Raw genomic sequence first — 22,546 nt, 5'->3', positions numbered from 1 at the left:
AAGCAGGCATCCCCTGCCCGAGGGTGGCGAATCTTACAAATTGTTCACTCGCATCTTTGGGGGACAGGCTAAACGAAGTGATGGCTTGACCCGTAAGAAAGAGATACCCCGTATCGTTTTGTTTCAACTCAAGCCCTATGAATCCAAGCCCTGCCCTCCTGGCCGGCCTCCTCGGCTGCGCCCCCCTCTGCGTCTACGCGCAGAGCTACTCCTCCGCCGTTCTCGCGGACGGTCCGCTCGCTTTTCATGGTCTCGGTGAAGCCGTGCCCACCGATGTGGCGATCAACCAAGGCACTGCGGGTGCCGCACTGAACGGCGTGCACCGCTTCGTGCAGCACCATGTGACAGGAGCCATCAGTGCGGGCGGCAACCCGGCCTCCTTCTTCCAAGGCAGCACGGTGAGCAACACGCTGTCCTCGATCACCACGGTCCCGAACAACGCGGCGCTGAACCCGGCGGCGAACCAACCCTTCACGATCGAAGCATGGCTGCGCCCGACGGTGGAAGAGAACATTGCGGTGGGCCAAGCACCGCTCTCCAACCGCAAGACCGACGGCAACCGCCAAGGCTGGGTCTTCTTCCAGCGCGCTTCGACCAACGACACGAGCCGCCAGCAAGGCTGGAACTTCCGGATGTATAGCGGATCGGGAAGCGGTGTTTCCATCGATGTGACGGGAGGCACCTATACCACGGGCGATTGGTCGCACGTGGTGCTGGTGTGGAACGGCAGCACGGCCACGCTGTATGTCGATGGCAACGGGACCACCTCCTCCGCGGGGACCTACATGCCGAACAACTCCACCCCGATGGGATTCGGAGCCTACTCCGACCCGGTCGGCGGAAACCCCTTCACCGGCGATATCGACGAAGTCGCCTACTATCCGTCCGCGCTCACCGCAACGCAGGTACAGGAACACTATCAAGCTGGCTTGGATGCGATCCCGGCGGAGTCGTATGACTCCCTGGTACGGGGTGACGGTGCGATTATGCAGCACCGGATGGACGAATACGATGCGGGCCGGGCGGTAGCTCTGAACCAAGGGACGATCGCGCCGCGCGGTCATGGCATTCACTTCCCGGGGGTGACCCATTCGGTGCCGGGCGCGCTGGCAGCGGGCGGCGATACCGCGATGCGCTACGACAGCATCGATAAGACCTCGAACGACGGCGGTTATCCGACCGTGCTGCCTGCCAAGGCGGAATACAACACCGCGAACTTCACCTGGGAAGGTTGGGTCAAGCCGAGCGCGGAGGGACGCGCCAACGCGCAATGCTTGTTGAAGAACCACAACCCGGGAGGAACCCGGACCGGCTGGGTGCTCTGGCAGCGCGGCTCATCCACGGCGCCCGCCGGTCATCCCGGTGGCTACGGCTGGAACCTGCGTCTCTACACGGGAGTCGGCAACAATGCGACGATCAACCTCACCACCGCAGCCGGTTCCGGCGCAGTACCGGGATCTTATACCATCGGCCAATGGCAGCACCTCGCGGTGACCTTCAACTCGGCCACCCAGACGGCGTCCTTCTACATCAACGGCGTCCTCGCCGGCAGCCAAGTGACCAGCTTGGGCGCTTACGCCCCCAATCCACCCGAGACCGACATCGTGCCGTCCATCGGCGGATTCTCGAACGGCACCGAGAACCCCTTCGACGGTGATATCGACGAGGTGGCTTTCTACGACAAGGTGCTGTCCGCTTCCCTGATCAGCGCCCACCATGCCAACGGGATCAACGCGTCCCCGGCGACTCCCTATGCCACGTTGATCGCCTCGGATGCGCCGGTAGGCTACTTCCGGATGAACGAGGCGGCCAAGGCACCCTCCGCCAACCTCGGCACACTGGGCTCTGCGGCAGCGGGCACGTTGGTAAACTCCCCCGCGCAGACCCCGGGCCCGAGTGCACCGGCTTACAAGGGCTTCGAGGCGAACAACAGTGCGAGCGCGTTCCGCGGCGCCAATACCTACGTGGAACTGGGCAACCCGAGCGGACTGAACTTCGCGGGTCCGATCACCTTGGAAGCGTGGGTGCAGCCGGGATTTCAGATTAACCCGTCTAACGTGATCATCGGTCACGGAGGCAATGACACCTTCTCCGGCGAGATATTCCTACGAATCGAGAGCGGCAACTACGAGGTGGGTGGCACCGGCGGGAAGGCGACTGCGACCGTGCCGGCAGAGGACCTCGGCACGGGTGCCTGGGTCCATCTCGCGGGCACATGGAATGCGGGGACCTGGACACTGTATCGCAATGGTAGCGTCCTAGCGACCGGAGCCGATGCGACGGGCCCGACGACGGTGGCAAATGCCAACTGGGCGATCGGTGCACGTGGGCGCTGGAAGAACGGCCCTGGCTTCCCCAACTCGGACGCCATTGCCCAACGGAACTTCACCGGCGGCATCACCGACGCCGCGATCTACAACAAGGCGCTGAGCGAAGCGCAGGTGCGGAATCACTTCCTCGCCAGCATCGGTCCCGTGCCCCTGACGATCACCAAGCCCGGCGGGGTGATCACCCTGGAGTGGTCGAACGGGGTTCTGCAGCAGTCCGATAACCTCGGCGGCTGGCAGGATGTCCCGGCGGCGGTATCCCCTTACCTGCCGGCAGACGGCCCACGACACTTCTACCGCCTGCGCTTCTAAAGCGCTTCGCAGCGAGAATCCCGAACTCCAAGAGCCCGCCACTCCGGCGGGCTCTTTTTCGTTTAAAAGGGCGGCGATATTCCTGCCCTTCCTGTCGAAAATGCCCGTTACGCGGGAGAGGGTCCACTCCCCAGCATGAGAGCCTCCATGAAGCGTTCCGACTTCCTACGACTCTCGGCCTTCGGTGGCATCGGCCTGGCCGCGCGCGGCATCGCCCTGCCCGAAGGCTACACCGGCATTCCCGCCGGGATCCGCCCCTATCTCCAGACCCCACGCCCGGACTCCATGTGGGTGTCGTGGTTCTCCGACAATGCGCCGGAAGGCCAGATCGAATGGGGCACATCCGCAGGCAACCTGAGCAATACGATCACCGCCCAGCTCGACGTGCTGGGCAGCGGCTACCACTACCACGCCGGGCGGATCACCGGACTCAGCCCTTCGAGCTACTACTACTATCGTGTCCGCAACGGCAGCACGGTTTCGGCCACCTTCCGCTTCCGTACGCCTCCGCCCGCGGGAACGAAGACGGGCAAACTGCGGGTGCTGGTGATGGGCGACAACCAGATCATTGCCGAGAATCGCTATGAAAAGCTCATCGCCTGCGCGAAGGCGAAGATCGAAGCCGACTATGGCCTGCCGATCGAGGAGGTCATCGACTTCATCCTGATGCCGGGCGACCAAGTGGACGTCGGCACGCTGGACCACTACCGCAACCTTCACTTCAAGCAGTGCGGGCTGATCTCGCCGAACATCCCGATCATGACCACGGTCGGGAACCACGAGACCTACTACGACAGCAGTCTCTCGCTCTACAGCCGGATCTTCCGCTACGACGACATCAGCTACGCGAACCTGCCGGGACCGGAGGGCGAGAAGTACTATGCCTACCAGCTCGCGAACGTCGCGTTCATTCATTCCAGCAGCGAGCATACCGGCAATACCCAGAAGCAATGGCTGCGCTCGTTGGTGGATGCGCTGAAGACCGATGCGAGCACGGACCTGTGTGTAAGCGTGGTGCACCGCCCCTATCAGGCCGAGCAGTACGTGGGAGACATCTCGGGATGGTTCCGCAGCGAGATCATGCCGATGCTGGCGGAAACGCCGAAGCATGTGCTGAACATCGGCGCGCATCACCACCTTTACGCCCGCGGCCAGACCCGCGAGTGGCCGATCTATCACATCATCTCCGGCGGCACGGCCTGGGATCAGTACTGGGGGCAGTCTTCCGAGATCGACTTCGACGACGTGCAGAAGACCATCGCCCACTGGGCCTGGCAGCTGCTCGACTTCGACCTCGCGGCGCAGACCATGCAGGCCACCTGCTATGCGGAAGCGAACGTGAAGCTCCCCGCCGCCACGCGCTGGAACTACAACAGCCGGGTCATCGACAGCTTTCACCGCAAGCTCGGCCTGCCCGCACCCCAGAAGCCCTCGCTCACGAACACGTTCACGGGTCCCGTAACGCTGCCGCTCGAGCTTGTCAGTTCGCCCTATCAGACGGCCAGCGGCGAGGCGATCAACAGCACCTGGTTCCAGGTCGCCGCGGACAACGGCTTCACCAACCTGAAGATCGACCGCATCCGCGATGTGGAGAATCTCTACGGCGATACCGGGGCACCGCTCTATGAGCCTGTGAACATCCACGCCGGGATCGACATTCTGCGATACAACGCCGCGGCGGGCCTTTTCAACGGCAGCTATCACGCACGCGTGCGCCATCGTGACGCCAATGCGATGTGGTCGCCATGGTCGGATGCGGTGAGCTTCACCGTGGAAGGCAGCACCGGCGGGCCTACGGCAATCAAGCTGGCCAAGACGGTCTATCCCGTGAACGAGGACATCCTAGTCACCTACGAGAACGGACCCGGCCTGCCGAAGGACTGGATCGGCATCTATCGGAAAGGCCAGACCCCGGGCAGCGGCACGGGCACGAGCACCTCCACCACGTGGAGCTATGTGGATGCCGCGAATCCGGTGAACGGGACGCGGAACCTGAACTACAACCTGCCGGTGGGCGAATGGTTCGCCGCCTTCTTCACCAACGACGGCTACACCGAGGTTGCTCCCCGCGTGTCTTTCTATGTCGGGAACAAGGTGACGCTCACACCATCCGAGCAAGCCTACGACGAAGGGGAGACAGTCTCCGTCGACTTCGCGAATGCTCCTGCCGGGGCGAAGGATTGGATTGGCGTTTACCGGGTCGACCAGAATCCCGGGGCGGCCACTCCTTCCGTGCAGTGGGGCTATGCCACCACGGCCGCGGGGACAAGGACCTTCGCCAACCTGCCGAAGGGTTATTACTATGCCACCTTCTGCTTGAACGACGGCTACCAGGAAATCGCCGACCGGGTGCGATTCTCCGTAGGTACGCAGATCACCACGGTGAGCATGGCATCCGCCACGGTGCCGGCGGGCGAGGACTTCAGCGTGAACTTCAGCAACGGTCCGGGTATTCCGAAAGATTGGATCGGCCTCTTCAAGCAAGGCGATGTGCCCGGGGTGGATATTCTAACAGCCTACCTCTACTTCGCCGGGGCGAGTTCCGGCAGCGTGACTTTCCAACTCCCGGATCTTCCGCCCGGCGATTACTTCGTGGCGATGTTCACGAACGACTCCTACACCGAGGTCTCGAACCGCTTCCTCTTCAGCGTGCTCCCGGCCGAGAAGATCGAGCTCGAAAGCTGCGAGATGGAGAGCGACCAGATGCGCTTCCGTTGGAAGTCCGTGCCCGGGCGCGCCTACAAGATCCAGCGCAGCACGGGCCTGAGCTCATGGACCGACATCCGCACGGTGGTCGCCAGCGGAAGCAGCCATGAGGAGTTGGTATCGATCGACCGCTTCACCGATACGCGCTGCTACTTCCGCGTGACGGACGACTGACAAGAACTCGAGCGGGGGGATGCCAAGCGGTATCCCCTCCCTCCTTACTTCGCGACGGGAGTGGTGAGCTCCTTGAAGGCGTCTTCCAAGGCGTCGTTGCCGCCCTTCGCAGGGGAAACCGCCGCGGCGGAGGAGCCGAGCAGGGTTTCCAGATTGTCCTGGGGATTACGGGAGTTCCCGCTGATCTTGACACTGGCCCAGAGCCAGCCACCCGCCTTCCGGGAGAACACGGAGCGGAGCTCAGAACTTGCATTCCCCATGCCCGAGGCAGGAAGGCCTACCTCCAAGGTGCCATCCAAGCTTCCATCGGGCTTCGCGAAAACCTTGCCCGTGAGTGCCAGACGACCGCGGGCCTCCAGCTTGAGATCTTCAAGGCCGGACCCTTGGCCGGTCTTCACCACGGTGCCCTTCGCCTCCACTTCAAAGCGCGGGCTCTGATACCACGGCTCCTGAAGGTGGGTAGCGAGCACCTCGAACATGGGCAGAGCGGAGGCCGAAGTATCGGTGGTGGAAAGGGCTTGGAAGGGAACGCGCAGAAATAACTCCGGATCATCCCCGAGCCGGAGTGAAAGCTTGCCGCCCTCCGCATTCTCCGGGGTCTCCACCGTCATCGTGAGCCAGGAGCCGAACGATGGCCCGAGCAAAGCACTCACGGGCATTTGGAACAATCTCACGCCAAGTTCATTGGCACCGCCATCGAGATCGAAAGGTTTGGCACCCGGATTGTCGATCCGGAGCTCGCCCTTGTCTCCAATCACAGGAGCAAGGCGCAGGCCGCCGACCCGCATCGTATCCTTCTCGAACTGGAGCGAGGCGAAGTTCAGGCCGAACTCACCCCAGCCAGCGATCTGGAGAGAGCCGCCCTCGATTTGGAAATTCGCCGATTCGGCATTCGGCAGCATGAGCAAGGATGCCTCTCCATCGCGCGTGAACAGGGCCGGCTTCGAAGGATCACCCGCCAGCACCGAGAACTTGCTGCTACGGTAGCGGAACTGGAAGGGCGATTCAGCTCCCGCGGGGCGGGACGCCACCGCCGCACCACCCTTCACGGGCTTCTTCAGCACGAGTGTGCCGTGGGCCGCATGCAGCTCGTTACCTTTCCACTTGCCCGCGAAGAGCGGGCCTGTCTGCAGATCGCCGGTGATGGGCCCAAACTTCAGGTTTCCGAGCATGGAACCCTCCGGCCACGTCAACTCGAGTGTGGAAGCCGCGGCGGTCACCGGGGTCAAGCGGAGTTCCGTCACCTTCGGCTCCGCCCCAGTCCAGATACCGATGCGCTCGACGACCGAGTCCTTGTAAGAGCCGCTGTTGAGATAGAGGAAAGATGCCAGGAAGGCGGCACCGGTAACTGCGACCAAGCCCACCGCGGCCACGACCTGAACGACCCGGAACTGCTTCTTGCGGCGCTCCTTGTCCTTCTTGGGCTGATGGCTGCGGCGCTTGCGCTTCCGCATCTTGTAAACCTGGGTCCCGTCTTCCCGGGTGACCAGCTGCGCTTCTCCGTCAGAACTTCCCTCGCCTCGCGACCGCAAGCGGTCCATCATGTCGTCGATGGAATAGTTCTCCGGTTCCGAGTCGGGTGATGGCATTGGCGGGTGGCAAAAAAAGGTGGAGCGCGAAGCTCCACCCCAATCAAGCGGAGGTCAATTACCGCGTGGAGTTTCCCCCGAGGGATCCAGCACCTTCACGGTGACGAGGAACACGATCGCCGTGCGGACCGGCGCGTAACCTTCATTCTGGAACATGCGACCGATGACCGGGATGTCCCCGAAGAACTTGGTCTTATCTTCGAAGGCCTGGACGCGGGACTCCATCATGCCGCCGATAACGAGGGTATGACCATCCTGGATGGTGAGGTTCGTCTCGGTTTTCATCACCGAGAAGACCGGCATCAGGATCTCATTGCTGGTCAGCACGACCGTGGAAGCCGGCGTAATGCCGAGGTTCCCTGCAATACCGCCGGGAGCAGCGCTCGTGATCGGCGTGCCGTAGTTGATGAAGCCGTCAAAGTCGGTGAGGCTCGGCTTCAGGGCAATATCCACATAGTGGCGATCGCCGCTAACAGTGGGAAGCACGTCCAGCACCACGCCCACGTCCCTCTTGGTGAAGGAGGTCGGAGTCGCCGGAGTGATCGGCACCAAGGGAGCAGGTTCGGTGAAGATATCGCCGGTATCCAGATCGATGATATCATCCCCACCGCCGACGGTATTCGGCAATTCCGGGGGCTCGTATTCCTCGGGGTAGATGAACTCGCGGATGATCTCGATGGTCGACTGCTGACCACTGCGCGTCACCGTGGAAGGGCTGACCACGAAATCCACGCCCTTCTTCTGATCCAGACCGCGCATGAGCATGGTCAGGTTCGTGTTGTTGAGAATACCATTCGCCCAGAGAACACCCGGAGCGCGCGCAGCTCCCGGCGCGAAGCCGAGCTGCTGCTGAAGGATGCGCGCGTCGATCGCGTCGCCGGTGATGGCCTCGGTGCCACTGCGGTTACCCGCGGTGAGAGCATTGCGGAAATACTCGCCGGGCGGCAGGGCGACATCCGCCAGATTCGCCGGGTTCTGGGTACCACCGCTCAAGTGGCCGACGGGGATCCCGGGAGTCAACCCGTCACCACCGAGGCGGAAGTCGGACAGCAGCCAGTCGAAGCCCAGCTCCTTGAGCGTGCGCTCCTGGGTTTTGATCATCCGCACCTGAACCGTCACCATGGTCGGCTGGGTGTTCTGCGCCTGATCCACCGCCTGTTCCACAAGGCTATGGTTATCGATCGTGTTGATCACGCGCAGGGTGCTGTTACCCGGGTTGAAGACGGCGGTCGAACCTTCAGGAAAGGTCACGCCGAGGCCCTTCAGCACGGTGATCGCATCCATCTTCCTGGTGAGCAGGCCCTCGCCGGGCTTGTCTTCCGCGAAGGGATCGAGCTCGCCCTCCCCCCCGGCAGCGGCTCCACCGCTGCTGAGGAAATCCGGCGGCACGCGGTAGGTGCGGGTGACCATTTCGGCCGACTTGGCACCCAAGGCGTGAACCACCACGGCGAACTGCTGCGGCGCATAAGTGGTGCGGGTGATCTCGCCGATGTAAGAGAGAACCTGCGACATCGGCACGTTCCGCAGGGAGATGTTGATGGGTGTGGCCATCACGCCCTTGGCCGCCTCGGAATCCGCGGCACCCAGATCGAGCACGAAGTTGACGCCCTTCCGCGCCGGATCGGTTTCAAAGGTGTCCAGCTTGATCGATTGCGCACGGAGGTAGTCCAGCGCCTCCTGGATATTGGTGCCCTCGAAATCCACCGAGGGCAGGATCAAACGGTCGAGCTTGTTCGAGATCAGCATGCGCTCGTCCGCCACGCCGTTGTCGGCGGGACCGATGGCATCCGGAATGGAAATGGTGGGACGGACCTGAAGCTCCCAAGCCTTGTCCACATCAGCCAACATCTCCGAGCGGAAGTGATCGTGCGCGGCCCGGTAGTAGTCGGTGCGGATATTGGTGACCTGCTCCATGCCGCGGCGAGCGGCCTTGTTGGTCGGGTCGATGCGGAGGACATCCTCGAAGGTGAGGCCGGCCTTGCGGAATTCGCCGAGATTCTTGTAGCCCTCGGCCTTGTAGAGAAGCATGCGGACCTGCTCCACATCCTTGCCATGCTCGAGCGTGGCGGCCGGATTGGTGCGGATCGGGTCATTGAGCTCGTCCTCCACCTGCGCGGCGGAGGTGTCCCCGGGAGCGACCGAGGAATCGAGCACCTTGGCGACGGTTTCCTTCGCCCCCTCGACATCGCCGAAGCGGCGCTCCTGGCGGGCAAGCTCCACGGAGGCTTGGACGAGGCGCTCGGTGGCGGCGTCCCGCAGGGTGGCCGTGGCCGGGGCATCCGGGAGCAACTCGCGGGCACCGGTGTAGGCGGCGACCGCATCTTTCCAGCGACCCGCCTCGTAAGACTCGTCGCCTTTCTTGAGTAGTTCCTGAGCTTCCTGCGCGTTGTTCGCGCGGCGCTGCAATTCGGCTTCCGCAAGTGCCGAGCGGGTCTGGGCTGCAAGCGGTTGCGCGAGCAGGAGACAGGTCAGCGGCGCGATGGCCAAAAGGCGGGCGCGAGATGTGATGGCGTGGTAACGATCGGAGATCGGCATCGGGGTTTCCGCGATCTATAGAGGGCAGTTTTCCGCAGGGTAAGCGGAAAATCCGGGAAAATTCATGCCATGCCCGGCTCCGCGCCACGGAGTATATACATTGCCTGCTCGGCGTCGGAGCGGATCTGGGCCTTCAACTCATCAAGGGATGCGAACTTTTGCTCGGGGCGCAGAAAGCTCACGAATTCGACCTCCAGGGTAGCGCCATAGAGATCCCCGGCGAAATCGAAGAGGTGCACCTCCAGCAGGCGCTGCTCGCCATCGACCGTGGGCCTCACCCCGAGGTTTGCCACCCCCTGCAGAACCTTGGGGCCGGTGCTGGCCCGGACCACCCAGACGCCGTCCGGGGGAAACTGTTCCTCGCCCCGCTCCACATTGGCGGTGGGGAAGCCAAGCTGGCGGCCGAGCTTCCGGCCCTCCACGACTTTCCCCTCCACGGTGTAGGGGCGCCCGAGCATGCGGGCGGCCGCCGCCATGCTGCCATCCCGGACGGCTTGCCGGATGCGGGTGCTGCTAATGCGCTCCCCTTCCATCATGACAGGAGGGAGCGCCTGGAGATCGAAGCCCAACTCCGTTGTCATGGCCTTCAGCATGGCCACGTCGCCTTGGCGGCCCTTGCCGAAACGCCAGTCCTCCCCCACCGCAATCGTCTTGACGCCAGCGGCGGCGATTTCCCGGACGAACTCCCCTGCGTCCTGAGAGGCGCGATCGAGATCGAAATGCAACGCGAGGAGGAAATCCACGCCCATGCGGTCGAGGATCTCCGCCTTGTGGTCGAGAGAGGCGAGCAGGCGGCGCGGGGCCTTTTCCGGGGCGAGCACGCGGATCGGATAGGGATCGAAGGTCAGGACGCCACAGGTGCCGCCCTCCCGCTCGCGGGCGGCGAGGGCCTTGGCGATGACTTCCTGATGGCCCAGATGAACGCCGTCGAACACCCCGAGCGCCAGATGATGCGGTCCGCGGACGAGCGCGAGGTCTTCGATGGCGGTGAAACGGAGCACGCGGGGAGGAAAATCGCTAATCCGCGATCTTCCAATCTCCAATCCGTGGAGGATTGCCCCAATTCCCGCTGGACCTGCGACCTTCTCCCGCGAAGCTTCCGCCTCGCACCACATGGCCGAAGTCTTCCGCTCCACCGCACAAACCGCCGGTTTGCCCGAAACCCTCGCCACCGTCCTCAAATGGCGGGATGCCTCCGTGCCTTTCAGCGAGGAGGATTTCGCGACGGCGACCGAGGAGTTGAACAATGTCATCGAAGTTCTCGATAGCCACGACGATGCATCCGGCCGCTCGATCCGGGTGCTGGCGCGCATGGTGCTGGGCAACATTCACCGCGACCATGGCCTGCTGGACCATGCGATCCCCTTCTACGATGCCGCGCTGGCCAATCCGGCGGACATCAATGACGGGACTTCGCGCGGCAAAAACGAGTTGGCGAACCTTCACACCAACCGCGGGATCTGCCGCCTGACGGCCGGTGACCCTGAGCACTTCCCGGCCGCACTGGAAGACTTCGATGCGGCGATCGCCCTGCGCAAGGAACTGCCGCTGGAAGAAGATCCGGGTTACCGCTGGGGTCTCTCCGCCGGGCTGATGAATCGCGGCGACGTGCTTCATCGCTTGGGCGAGCGTGATGCCGAAGCCGTGGCCGCCTACGACGAGGCGATCGAGCATCTCAAGCAGCTTCCCTATGCGGAGAACCCCGGCATGCTGCAGCGCTATGCGCTGGCGTGGGCCAACCGCGGCTTGGTGGTGGAAGACCCCGCCGAGGCACGCCGCTGCTTCGACGAGTGCATCAAGCTGCTCTCGAACCCGCAGAATCCGCAGCAGCTTCTCACGCTTTGCAATGCGATGCTGAACCGCGGCCGTCACTCGCTGCAGACCGCGGATGACACCGAGGCCACTGCTGCCGACGCGCGCCAGGTGCTGGAACTGATCGCCCAGCACGAGCGCAGCCACCCCGCCCCGGCGGAGATGGCGCTGCAGGCACGCCACCTTCTCGCCCATGCCCTGGTGGCGTGGCTCGATAGCAACCGCAAGGGCCCGGGTATCGCGGAGGACTGGATCGGCGATGCGACCGACACGGTCGAAGAAGCCTTGGCCGTCGAGCGCTTCTGGGAGCAACAAGGCGTGACCGCGCTGCGCCCTCTGGCCAGCGATCTCTTCCAGCTGGGCCTGCACGTTTACCGTGTGTGCCAGCCACATTTCTTCGCCGACTTCCTGATCGAGTCGATGGACCCGGAGATGTCTCCCGGAGCGCCCTTCGAGGACTCCCGATTCCAAGCAGCCGCGGCGCGAGCGCTGCAGCAAGCGGTGAATGAAGTGGCGCAACGAGCCGCTTCTTCGACCTTGGATCCGGAGTATACCGAGAAGCAGCAGAAGATCCTCAAGACGCTGAAGATCGCCGACCATCGTCTGGCGGAGCTGCAGAAGGCGATGCAGATGGCTTGATCTGCTGCAGGCAAAAAAAGCGCGGAGGCCGTTTCCAGCCTCCGCGCCTTCGGTCATGATTGGCTCCCGGGAAACTTACTCCGGCAGCACCTCGAAGGTGGCGGTGTAGGAAGCACGGCGCGAGAAGGGCACGCCTTCGATCTCGCCGCCTTCCCCTTCCACGGTGGCATTCAGCCAGTAGCGGCCGGCTTCCGGCCAGCTCACTTCGAAGCTGCCGTCGGCGCTGGTGGTGATCTTGGTTTCGCCCGCTTCGTTGCGGTAGCGGTCGTCGCCCTTCACCACCGTCACTTCGACATTGGCGGCAGGCTTGCCATTGAGGTGCAGGGTAAACTTGGACTTCTCGCCAGCGAAGAGATCGGTGGGGTGATTCTCACCGATAACGAGCTCCAGGCCCTTGCCCGTCGGCTTGAGCGCGCCGGTGCTGGGGGCGCCGGAGGTCACGACGGTTTCGGTGCGCGAGTTGTTCTCGAAGACCTTCAGCTCCGGCTTGCCCTTGAGGCCGGCGGCGGCGAAGTCCTTGGCCGGGCCGCGCCAGCGTTTGGTTTCCTCGCCTTCCTTCCACTGTGCCGCGAGCATGTCGCGCACGGTGGCGATGCGGTAGCTGCCGGGCTTGGTGAGCTCGATGTCGAAGGTGGTGCGGACCTTGCCTTCCTTACCGTTCTGAATCTCCACTGCCTCGCCATCGGGTCCGGTCACGGTCATCGCCTGCAGCGGGGCGGCGACGTGGTTGGCGAAGAAGAGATTGTTAGAGATGGCGGCATCGATGGTCACCCACTGGTTCTCCCCGGAGAGGACGGAAGCGGAAGGGATGATCCAGAAGCGGTGTGCGGCGGCGGGTTGCGCGGCGAGGACGAGCAGCGTGGCGAGCCCGAGGGCATTCTTGGCGATGTTCTTCATGATGATGATCTCAGTTCGAAGTTTCGGCTTTGATGGAGAATTGGATCTTGCCCAGCTCGGTCTTGCCCTGGGTGGAGGCTTCGGCTGCTGCCTTGCCATCCCATTTGAAGGGCAGCTTCAGCATCTCGCGGCCGCCCACTTCACGGGAGGCTTCCACGACGAGGCGGTATTCGCCCTCGGCCAGCGCCGGGAGATTGGTCGTCTTCGAGGGAATGGTGATCGTATGCGTTCCGACGGGGCGAGTCGGGCCGCTGACGCCATCGACGGGCAGCTTGAGTTCGCGACCGGTCTTGCGCCACCACTGGCGGATATCCTTGAGCCAAGTCTCGCCCTCCTTGTCCTTCATCTCGACATCGTACCAGACGGCGAGATTGGCGGCGACTGAGCCATCGGGTTTCTCCACCCAAGCGGCGACATAGGGGCGATGATACTCTGCCACTTCAAGGCGCGGGATCTCGATGGTGAGCGAGATATCGCCCGCCAAAGCGGTGGCGGCGAACAAAGGAGCGATCAGGAATTTCCTCATGATAAAAATGGCTAGTGAACGAAGAACACGATGAGCACCACGGGCAGGAGCACGCCGGCGGCAACAATCGGCCAAGTGCTCGGGCGGCGCTTCGCGTGAACCCACAGGAGCATCAACCCCGTGATGCAGAAAATGACGCTCGCGACTGAAAAAATATCGATGAACCAGGACCAAGCGGGGCCCGTGTTGCGGCCCTTGTGGAGGTCATTGAGGTAAGAGATCGCACCGCGCTTGGTCACTTCATGAACGACCTCGCCGCTCTCGCGATCGATGCTCATCCACGCATCGCCACCGGGGCGCGGGAGGCTCACATAGATCTCGAACTCCGACCATTCGGCAAGTTTGCCGGCGATGGGCGTGCGGAGCTCGGAGCGCAGCCACTTCGCCAACTCGGCGGGAAGCTCTTCTTTCCTTTCTTCTTCGCCTTCCTGCGCCGCGATCAGGCCGCGGAGATTGTCTGGTAAGATGAGCTTCTTCTCCGTCACCTCCGGCTTCGCCGGGATCTGCCCCGCGTGATTCAGGGTGATGCCGGTGACCGCGAAGAGCAGCATCGCCGCCAGACAGATCGCGCTGCTGACCCAGTGCCAGAGATAGAATTGCTTGGTCCAAAATGCCTTCCGCTTCTTGGCGGCGGCACTTGGCGAAAGCGTCGGTTCCGGCTTCTCGGCGACTTGCATGCGTGATCCTTGGAAAGTCGGAACGGGAAGCGCTGCGCAGCGCTTCCCGTTCCATTGCTACAACCGATATGCGGGCTAGTTAGAATGTCATCGAGGCGCTCAACACGGCGGAGCGTCCCCAACCCGGGACGAAGTGGCCACCTCCGACACGGTCGATGTAGTCCTCGTCGGTGAGGTTGTTGAGGTTAAGCTGGAAGGAAAGGTTCTCAGTCGCCTGATAGCCCGCCACCGCATTGAAGATGGTGAAGCTCGGAGCCGTCTGGCGGGTTCCCTTGTTGTTGTTGTTGAAGCGGCTGTCCACGAACTGGGCGCCACCACCGATATTGAAGCCCTTCGGCAGCTTGTAGTCGGTCCAGAGGCTGAAGGAGTGCTCCGGGGTGTTGCTCACCTCGCTGCCGACTTCAGCGGTCACCGCGGAAGCCTTCACCTCGCTGGAGAGGTAGGTGTAGCCCCCCGTGATGCTCCAGTTCTCCGTGATCTGGCCGGTAGCACCGAGTTCGAAGCCTTCCACCACCTGCTCGCCGGTGAGGGTCACAACGCTGGGGTCAGCCGGATCGGTGGTGCGGGCGTTGGTCTTCTCGGTGCGGAAGATGGCACTCGAAACGAGAAGCTTGTCGTCGAAGAATTCCCACTTCGCGCCGAGCTCGATCGTTTCGTTCTCTTCCGGATCCGTGTTGAAGAGGCTTCGCGTGGTGTTGCCACCCGTCGGAGCGGCGATGTAGGTGAGGTTCTCCGTCGAAGGGTTGAAGGAGGTGCCGTAGGACAGGTAGATGCTGCCCTCTTCCACCGGCTTGTAGGTGATCGCCGCCTGATAGCTCAGCATCGAGTCATCGCGCTGCAGTTGATCGACGACGCCAGCGACCGTGCGGGAGGTGTAATCGGTATCGTAGTAATCCCAACGGAGACCGCCGTTGATCTCCCACTGCTTGGTGAGGGTGACGGTATCGAAGAGATACAGGCCCACGATGTCCGAAGTCGTCTCGGTGAAGGAGCCATTCCGGATCGCCAGGCTCGGATTGCCGAAGGGATTCGGAAACCACAGGTCGGTCTGCGGGGCGGTGGCCGGCGTGCCATCGAGATTGTAGGCCGTACGGCCGTGGTTGATCGAGTCTTCGCGACCGAGCTCAAGACCGGCGACAACCTGGTGCTCCGCGGAGCCGGTGTTGAAGTCATAGCGCAGGTCCGTCTGGCTATAGAAGGACTCATCGGTCTGGTCGCGGGACTGGAACTGCTGGTTGAGAGTCGTGCCGGCATTGACGTTCACGAAACGCGGCGCCGTGGTCACGGAGTCACGGACGTTGTGGCCGTAGCGCAGCGTGCTGCGGAGACGGAGATCCTCGCTGAAGTCGTGCTCGAAGGTCCCGGTGATGATGTCTGTGATGGTCTTCTCGTAGTCGCGGTTCAGGTTGCCGTAGTAGCTGTCGAAGCCGACCCCGTAAGGGATGCCCGGGGGCAGCATCGGATTCGTGCTGGTGCGCGCAACCCATGGGATGCCGTAATCAGGCACGTTGTCCTGATCGAGGTGCATGTAGTTCAGCGTGAAGCGCGTGTCCGTGCCCAAGCCGAAGGCGATCGAAGGAGCAATGCCCCAGCGTTCGTTTTCGACGTAATCGCGGCCGGGGAGCTGCTGGGTGTGGTAGACGCCATTGAGACGCACGGCCACGCCGTTGAGATTCGGGATCCCCTGATTCAGATCGAAGGTGCCGCGAAGATACTCGTCGGTGCCGCCGCCAAGATTGAAGTTGTAAGCATCCTCAAGGCGCGGGGTCTTGGTGACGATGTTGATCGAGCCACCGGTGGACCCGCGACCAGTGGTCGTCGAGCTTGGGCCCTTGGTCACTTCGACTTGCTCGAAGTTGAAGGGGTCACGGCTGTAACCGCCGCCGGCGGTGTCGCGCATGCCATCGACAAAGATATCCGAGCGGGCCGAGAAGCCGCGGATGGAAAGGTTGTCACCGGCGGGGCCGCCGCCACCTTCTCCGGCCTGCATCGAGATGCCCGGCACGTTGCGCAGCACGTCGCGCAGGTTACTGGCGTTCTGCGATTTCATCACCTCCGCGGGGATGACCGTCACGGTCTTCGCCACGTCGCGCAGCGGCTGGGTCACCTTAGGGGACTGCAGATTCTCCGGCTTGTAGAGGGTGCGGTCGGCATTCGCCTTCACGACGATCTCGGCGAGCTCCTCGTTGTTCTGGGCCTCTTCCTTCTTTTTCTCGGCAGGGGCGGTGGTCTGGGCGGCGAGCTGGCCGACGGCAAGAAGAGTGCCAGTGACGGCAAGACCTTCAGCGCGGAGCCGGAGCGATTCGTGGGCGGATTTCATGAGGCTGGAGTGGCTGCAAATGCTGCGAATGGACTCACGCAGCGAGGAGTTGTTGCGACTGCGTCTCATTAGCCCCGTGAAGTCAAAGAGAAAATTTTGCCCTCCAACAGAAAATGCAAGCGAGCGCTAGCCAAGGCCCGGGAAAGCGCCGGAGCGGGCGAAATCGCTTGACCCCGTGGGGCCTGAAGTGGGCAGAGAAGCGCGCCATGATCGTGTGCATCCCCGACGTCCTGACTCCGGAACAAACGCGCCAGTTCCGCAACATGCTGGAAGATGCGGACTGGGAGGACGGCAAGGCGACGGCGGGGCATCTGGCCTCCAAAGCCAAGGACAACATGCAGATCCCCGCGACGCATCCGGTGGCCCGGCAGGTCGGCGAAGGGATCATGCGGGCTCTGACGGTGAATCCCACCTTCATGTCGGCGGCGGTGCCGTTGCACTTCCTGCCGCCGATGTTCAACCGCTACTCGGGCGGCCAGACCTACGGGCAGCACATCGATGCGGCCATCCGCCAGATCCCCGGCACCGGTCACCGCCTCCGCACCGATCTCTCCTGCACTCTTTTCTTCACCCCGCCGGAAGACTACGACGGCGGCGAGCTGATCATCGAGGACACCTACGGCAGCAAGTCCGTGAAGCTCCCGGCGGGCCACATGGTGCTCTACCCGGCAACCAGCCTGCACCGGGTGACCCCGGTGACACGCGGCAGCCGACTGTCCTCCTTCTTCTGGGTGCAGAGCATGATCCGCTCGGACGAGCAGCGCTCGATCCTCTACGACCTGGACCTGGCGATCCAGCGGATCTCCGGAGCCCTGCCGGAGCATCCGGCAGCAAACCAATCGGCGATCCAACTCACCGGCGTGTATCACAATCTCCTGCGCCAGTGGGCGGAGATGTGAGGGCCCGGCCTACTTTGCGAAGATCACCGAAGGATCGAGTTCGTCGAGCGTGGCACGACCCGTTAGAGCCATCGCGATCTCGAGTTCGGTGCGCAGGATCTTGAGGACATGCGCGACACCGGTGGCACCGGCTGCCGCAAGACCGTGGAGGATCGGCCGCCCGACCATCACCGCGCTGGCCCCCAAGGCCAAGGCCTTGAGCACATCGGTGCCCCGGCGGATGCCGCCATCGAGGAGAATGGGAAGACGGTCTCCGATGGCAGCCGCGACCGAGGGCAACACTTCAATCGCGGCGGGCACGGTGTCCAGCGTGCGCCCGCCATGATTGGAGACGATGATTCCATCCACGCCTCGGGCTTCCGCTTGCAAGGCATCCGCCGGATCGAGCACGCCTTTCAGGACGAGCGGCAGCTTTGTTAGAGAGCGCAGCCAAGCCAAATCTTCCCAAGTCGGAGCCTTCGCCAGCAGGTGGCTGCCAAAGATCCTGTCGGCAGGAGGCACCGGTTCCATGCCGCGGAGATTCACGGGCTCCAGGCCGGGCGGCACGCGGAAGGCGGCGCGCTGCTCGCGGTTGCGGAGGCCGTGAAGCGGCGCATCTGCAGTAATGACCAAGGCAGCGCAACCGGCAGCTTCGACGCGTTTCACGAGTTCGGCAGTGAAGGCACGGTCCGGCTGGATGTAGAGCTGGAACCAAGGCGGCACCGCAGCACCGCGCGCGATATCCTCGATGGCCATGCCCGCCTGGGTGCTGACCGTCATGCAAGCATCCATTGCGGAGGCGCCCAACATGGTAACCACTTCCCCGCCGGGATAGAACATGCCGTGAAAGGCGGTAGGCGCGATGAAGACAGGGTGGGCGTAATGGCGACCGAAGAGCGTGAGCCCGGTGCTGGCTTGGGAAAGGACCCTGAAGATGCGCGGGAGCAGTTGGATCCGCTCGAAGCCGGCGCGGTTCTCGCGGAGAGTGACTTCATCCGCCGCGGCACCGGAGAGGTAGGCCCAGATCGAATCCTCCACGCGGTCACGCGCCAAGACTTCGTAGTCGTCGAGGGAGACGATGGAGGCAGGGATGCTTTCAAGCGGCGGGAGCGGCATGTGGAGGGAGGCTAGCAGGCGGCGCAAGCGGGCAGGGGCGAGCACCAGGCAGGGCCTGCCGCGAGCTGCATACAACTTGTAAAGTTGCGCTACTTTCCTGTGAGTTTGGCGCGAAAACCGCCGTAAAACGGGCTGTCCATGGGGAAAACCGCCAACTCTCTGCTCCTGACCGCCGCCTTTTCCCCCGCTTGGGGCCAAGGGGATCTCTCCGTGCGCTGGGACAAGGAGGTGCTGCCGCTGGTGGAAACGTACTGCTACGACTGCCACGGCGACGGTATCAAGAAGGGCGAGCTGGCGATCGACAAGTTCGACAACATCGCCGAGATGCAAGCGAACCGGGATGTGTGGAAGCGCATCCAGGATCACCTGAAGCACCAACTGATGCCGCCGCTGGACGAGGACCAGCCGAGCGCAGAGGAGCGGAAGAAGATTCTCGATTGGATCGATGCCGCGGTGTTCCCGGTCGACCCGAAGAACCCCGATCCCGGCCGTGTCACGCTGCGGCGGCTCAACCGGGTGGAATACCAGAACACCCTGCGGGACCTGCTGGGGGTCAGCGTGAACGTGATGGACCTGATCCCGCCGGATGACTCGGGCTACGGCTTCGACAATATCGGTGACGTGCTGACCCTCTCCCCTGCCCATCTCGAGCGCTATCTGGAGGCTGCGCGGGTGGCCTTGGACAAGGCGGTGTATCCCGGCCAAATGCCGCCACCGGAAGCCGCCTTTGCCGGTCGCGAAATGAAAGGCAACGGACACCGCTCCGAGGAAGGTCACTATCTCTTCATGGCGGGCGAGGCGAAGGTCAGCTTCAAGCCTCAGCGGGCGGGAACCTACCGCGTGACGGTGACAGCCGGCGGCACGCTGGGTGGGGATGGCCCGCCGAAGATGGAATTCCACGAGAACGGCGAGACGATCTGCGAGTGGGATGTGGATGCCCGCTTGGAGCAGCCGAAGGAGTTCACCCACGAATTCAAGATCAACGACGAGAAGCCGGTGGAAATGGGCGTGGTCTTCACCAACGACTTCTACCAGGAAGACCACCCCGATCCGAAAAAGCGCGACCGCAACCTGATGGTGAACGCGCTGAAGATCACCGGCCCGCTCGATGGCCCTCCGCCTGAGAAGCCGCAGAGCCACAAACGAATCTACGGCAAGCGCGAGGCCGGGGAGAACGACGAGGCCTATGCGCTGCGCGTGCTGAACGGCTTCGCCCGCAAGGCCTTCCGCCGACCCTCGCAGGAGGGCGAAACAAAGCGTTACCTGCAACTGGTGGCACTAGCCAAGAAACAGGGCGAGGGCGTGGAAGAAGGCATCCGGCTGGCGCTGGAAGCGATGCTGGTCTCCCCTGCCTTCCTCTTCCGCGAGGAGCCTCAACCGGAGCCGGACAACTCGAAGAAGATTCACCTGATCGACGAGCATTCCCTGGCGACACGGCTCTCCTATTTTTTCTGGAGCACGATGCCGGACCAGAAGCTGATGGAGCTGGCGAGCCGCGGGGAACTGCGGAAGAACCTGGATAGCGAGATCGACCGGATGATCGGGGATGATCGTTCGCGGCAGTTCATTTCAAACTTCACCGGACAATGGCTGCGCCTGCGCGACATGCCTTCCACGCGCCCGGCGGAGAAGTTCTTCCCGAAGTTCACCGGCAAGGTGCGCGACTCGATGCGGCGCGAGACCGAGATGTTCTTCGGCCACATCATCCGGGAAGGGCTGCCGATGGAGTCACTGCTGGATGCGGACTTCACCTTCCTGAACGAGACGCTGGCGAACTACTACGGCATCCCGGATGTGAAGGGAGACAAATTCCAGAAGGTCACGCTGAAGGACAGCCACCGGCGCGGGATTCTGGGCCAAGGTTCCTTCCACCTGCTGACTTCCTATCCGCTACGGACTTCCCCGGTGCTACGCGGGAAGTATGTGCTGGAAAACCTGCTCGATACCGCCCCTCCCCCGCCGCCGCCGAACGTGCCGCAGCTTGAACCGCCGGGTCACAAGGGGAACCAGCAGAGCCTGCGCGAGCAATTGGAGAAGCATCGCGAGGATCCTTCCTGCGCCTCCTGCCACGCGCTGATGGACCCGATCGGCTTCGGACTGGAGAATTTCGACGCCGCCGGTGCTTGGCGCGATCAGGAGAACGGCAAGCAGATCGACACCGCGGGGGAGCTGATGAGCGGGCGTAAGATTCTGGGCGTGGATGACCTGCGGAAAGCGCTGGTGGAAGATCACCGGCCGGAATTCTACCGCTCCGTGGCCACCAAGATGCTCACCTATGCCCTCGGGCGCGGCTTGGAATGGTATGATAGGCCGGCCCTCGACCGGATCGTATCCGATACGGAGAAGGCCGGAGGCAACTCCCGCGCGATGCTGCGCGCGGTGATCGATTCCGTTCCTTTCCAATACCGCCGCGGAGATTCCTGAAAGCCTGACACCATCGCCATGACCCCACGCCGCACCTTCCTGAAGAGCATCGCCGCCACGCTGGCGGTGCCGGCATTCCCTTCCCTGCAAGCCGCCACCCGCGCGGCACGGGCGGCTGGAGCGCCGACACGCATGGCCTTCATCTATATCCCGAACGGGGTGAATCTGGACCTGTGGCGGCCGCAAGGTTCGGGCAAGGACTACACGATCTCCAAGACCTTGGAGCCGCTGGCGGAACTCCGGGAACACTTCTCGGTGCTGCGCGGGCTGGATCACGACAAGGCCTTCGCCAACGGGGACGGTGCAGGCGACCACGCGCGGGCAAATGCGACCTTCCTGACCGGCGTGCAGGCTCGCAAGACGGCGGGAGCGGATGTGGAGCTGGGCGAGTCCGTGGACCAGATCGCCGCCCGCCATGTAGGCCAGCAGACACGGCTGTCCTCGCTGGAGCTTTCCACCGATCCCGCCCGCAGTTCCGGCAACTGCGACTCCGGCTACTCCTGCGCGTATCAATTCAATCTCTCCTGGATCAACGAGACCACCCCCGCCCCGGCGGAGCGGGATCCGCGACTGGTCTTCGAGAAGATGTTCGGCTCCGGCAACGAAACGGAGGACTCCCGCCGCCGCGCCTACCGGAAGAGCATCCTCGACTTCGTGATGGCGGATGCAAAGCGGCTCCAGACCCGCCTCGGCTCAACCGATCGCGGGAAGATGGACGAGTATCTGACGGCGGTGCGCGACGTGGAGCAGCGGATCGAGAAGGCCGAAAAATTCCGCAAGGAAGTGCCGGAAGACAAGCGCCCGAACGGCGTGCCGGAGGGCTACGGCGAGCACATGCGGATGATGTTCGACCTGATGCATCTTGCGTTCCAGACCGACACCACGCGCGTTTCGAGCTTCCTGCTGGCGCACGATGGCTCGAACCGAGTGTTCCCGGAGATCGGCGTGCTGTCCGCCCACCACGAGCTTTCCCACCACCGCGGCAACGAGCAGACGCTGGAGAACATCGGCAAGATCGACCGCTTCTACGTGGAGCAACTCGCCTACTTCCTGAAGAAGATGCGCGACACCCCCGATGGCGAGGGCTCGTTGCTCGATCACTCGATGATCGTCTACGGCGGCGGCATCGCGGACGGCAACCGCCACAACCATGATGACCTGCCGGTGATCCTGGCGGGCAAGGGCAACGGCACGCTGAAGCCGGGCCGCCTGATCGACGCGCCCAAGGGCACGCCGATGACGAATCTCTACCTCTCGCTCCTCGATCGAATGGGGGTGAAGGCGGACCGAATTGGAGATTCCACGGGCATCTTCGGCAACGTTTAGCCGGGGAAGGCCCGGCTTCAACAGATGCGCGGGCGCCTGGCCCACAAGAAGCCATCTGACATATCGCTTGATCAAACAGACCTGTCGTCGACTCCACGGTCCGGCGGGGACAGAGCCCATCCCATCGCATCTCATATGGCTCTTACCTGCTCGGACTCAGGCGGAGCCGTGCTGAAGATCGATAACGGCGGGAGGATCGAGGACGCCCTCAGCCGGACCGCGCGGAGCGACGGTCCCTGCCTTAACCAAGGGAAGAGCAAATCCGGAATTTCGTCCCGGAATCGGCCT

14 protein-coding genes are annotated in these 22,546 nt (G+C 63.2%); 6 read left to right on the top strand and 8 right to left on the bottom strand.

Translation table 11 applies throughout. From position 1 onward, the window contains the following. Positions 1-137: 137 nt before the first annotated feature. Positions 138-2,639 (top strand): LamG domain-containing protein, encoded by a 2,502-nt coding sequence (locus OJ996_RS02905; protein ID WP_264510954.1) that lies wholly within the window; start codon positions 138-140, stop codon positions 2,637-2,639. Positions 2,640-2,786: 147 nt separating this feature from the next. After that, on the top strand, positions 2,787-5,519 hold the full coding sequence (locus OJ996_RS02900) for a purple acid phosphatase family protein (protein WP_264510952.1): 2,733 nt from the start codon (positions 2,787-2,789) through the stop codon (positions 5,517-5,519). A 44-nt stretch (positions 5,520-5,563) separates the two neighbouring features. Here the strand turns inward: OJ996_RS02900 and OJ996_RS02895 are convergent, their stop codons facing one another. The 3 genes from OJ996_RS02895 to OJ996_RS02885 all read right to left on the bottom strand — a co-directional run bounded on the left by OJ996_RS02895 (position 5,564) and on the right by OJ996_RS02885 (position 10,644). Then, positions 5,564-7,108 carry a hypothetical protein gene (locus OJ996_RS02895; RefSeq protein WP_264510950.1) on the bottom strand — a complete coding sequence of 515 codons (1,545 nt, stop codon included), beginning with the start codon at positions 7,106-7,108 and terminating at the stop codon, positions 5,564-5,566. A 54-nt stretch (positions 7,109-7,162) separates the two neighbouring features. Next, entirely contained in the window at positions 7,163-9,643 is a 2,481-nt protein-coding gene (locus OJ996_RS02890; protein ID WP_264510948.1) for an Amuc_1098 family type IV pilus outer membrane protein, read from the bottom strand. Positions 9,644-9,705: 62 nt separating this feature from the next. Beyond that, positions 9,706-10,644, bottom strand: coding sequence for a bifunctional riboflavin kinase/FAD synthetase (locus OJ996_RS02885; protein ID WP_264510946.1), 939 nt, complete (start codon positions 10,642-10,644; stop codon positions 9,706-9,708). Positions 10,645-10,756: 112 nt separating this feature from the next. Between OJ996_RS02885 and OJ996_RS02880 the strand changes: the two genes are divergently transcribed. Continuing rightward, positions 10,757-12,094: a tetratricopeptide repeat protein gene (locus tag OJ996_RS02880; RefSeq protein WP_264510944.1), complete on the top strand. Its 1,338-nt coding sequence runs from the start codon at positions 10,757-10,759 to the stop codon at positions 12,092-12,094. Positions 12,095-12,169: 75 nt separating this feature from the next. On the opposite strand, the gene OJ996_RS02875 is transcribed toward OJ996_RS02880, so the two are convergent. From OJ996_RS02875 to OJ996_RS02860, 4 genes are all read right to left on the bottom strand, one after another. Continuing rightward, positions 12,170-12,991 carry a DUF4198 domain-containing protein gene (locus OJ996_RS02875; protein ID WP_264510942.1) on the bottom strand — a complete coding sequence of 274 codons (822 nt, stop codon included), beginning with the start codon at positions 12,989-12,991 and terminating at the stop codon, positions 12,170-12,172. A gap of 10 nt (positions 12,992-13,001) precedes the next feature. Then, entirely contained in the window at positions 13,002-13,517 is a 516-nt protein-coding gene (locus OJ996_RS02870) for a DUF2271 domain-containing protein (RefSeq protein ID WP_264510940.1), read from the bottom strand. 11 nt (positions 13,518-13,528) lie between these two features. Continuing rightward, the gene (locus OJ996_RS02865) at positions 13,529-14,194 is read right to left on the bottom strand and encodes a PepSY-associated TM helix domain-containing protein (protein WP_264510938.1); all 666 of its coding nucleotides are present in this window, start codon (positions 14,192-14,194) and stop codon (positions 13,529-13,531) included. Between the two features lie 79 nt (positions 14,195-14,273). Beyond that, the gene (locus tag OJ996_RS02860) at positions 14,274-16,514 is read right to left on the bottom strand and encodes a TonB-dependent receptor (RefSeq protein ID WP_264510937.1); all 2,241 of its coding nucleotides are present in this window, start codon (positions 16,512-16,514) and stop codon (positions 14,274-14,276) included. Between the two features lie 206 nt (positions 16,515-16,720). On the opposite strand from OJ996_RS02860, the gene OJ996_RS02855 reads away from it, so the two are divergent. Continuing rightward, positions 16,721-17,413 carry a Fe2+-dependent dioxygenase gene (locus OJ996_RS02855; RefSeq protein ID WP_264510935.1) on the top strand — a complete coding sequence of 231 codons (693 nt, stop codon included), beginning with the start codon at positions 16,721-16,723 and terminating at the stop codon, positions 17,411-17,413. Between the two features lie 9 nt (positions 17,414-17,422). Here the strand turns inward: OJ996_RS02855 and OJ996_RS02850 are convergent, their stop codons facing one another. Beyond that, positions 17,423-18,508 carry an alpha-hydroxy acid oxidase gene (locus OJ996_RS02850; protein WP_264510933.1) on the bottom strand — a complete coding sequence of 362 codons (1,086 nt, stop codon included), beginning with the start codon at positions 18,506-18,508 and terminating at the stop codon, positions 17,423-17,425. A gap of 138 nt (positions 18,509-18,646) precedes the next feature. Here OJ996_RS02850 and OJ996_RS02845 point away from each other — a divergent pair, with 138 nt between their 5' ends. Both OJ996_RS02845 and OJ996_RS02840 read left to right on the top strand, forming a co-directional pair. Next, positions 18,647-20,932: a DUF1592 domain-containing protein gene (locus OJ996_RS02845; protein ID WP_264510931.1), complete on the top strand. Its 2,286-nt coding sequence runs from the start codon at positions 18,647-18,649 to the stop codon at positions 20,930-20,932. 18 nt (positions 20,933-20,950) lie between these two features. Further along, positions 20,951-22,258 (top strand): DUF1552 domain-containing protein, encoded by a 1,308-nt coding sequence (locus OJ996_RS02840; protein WP_264510929.1) that lies wholly within the window; start codon positions 20,951-20,953, stop codon positions 22,256-22,258. The last annotated feature ends 288 nt before the right edge of the window (positions 22,259-22,546 follow it).

The organism is Luteolibacter rhizosphaerae (genome assembly GCF_025950095.1).
Taxonomy (GTDB): domain Bacteria; phylum Verrucomicrobiota; class Verrucomicrobiia; order Verrucomicrobiales; family Akkermansiaceae; genus Haloferula; species Haloferula rhizosphaerae.
Note: the sequence above shows the minus strand (reverse complement) of the source record. Positions and strands in the feature narration are given on the sequence as shown.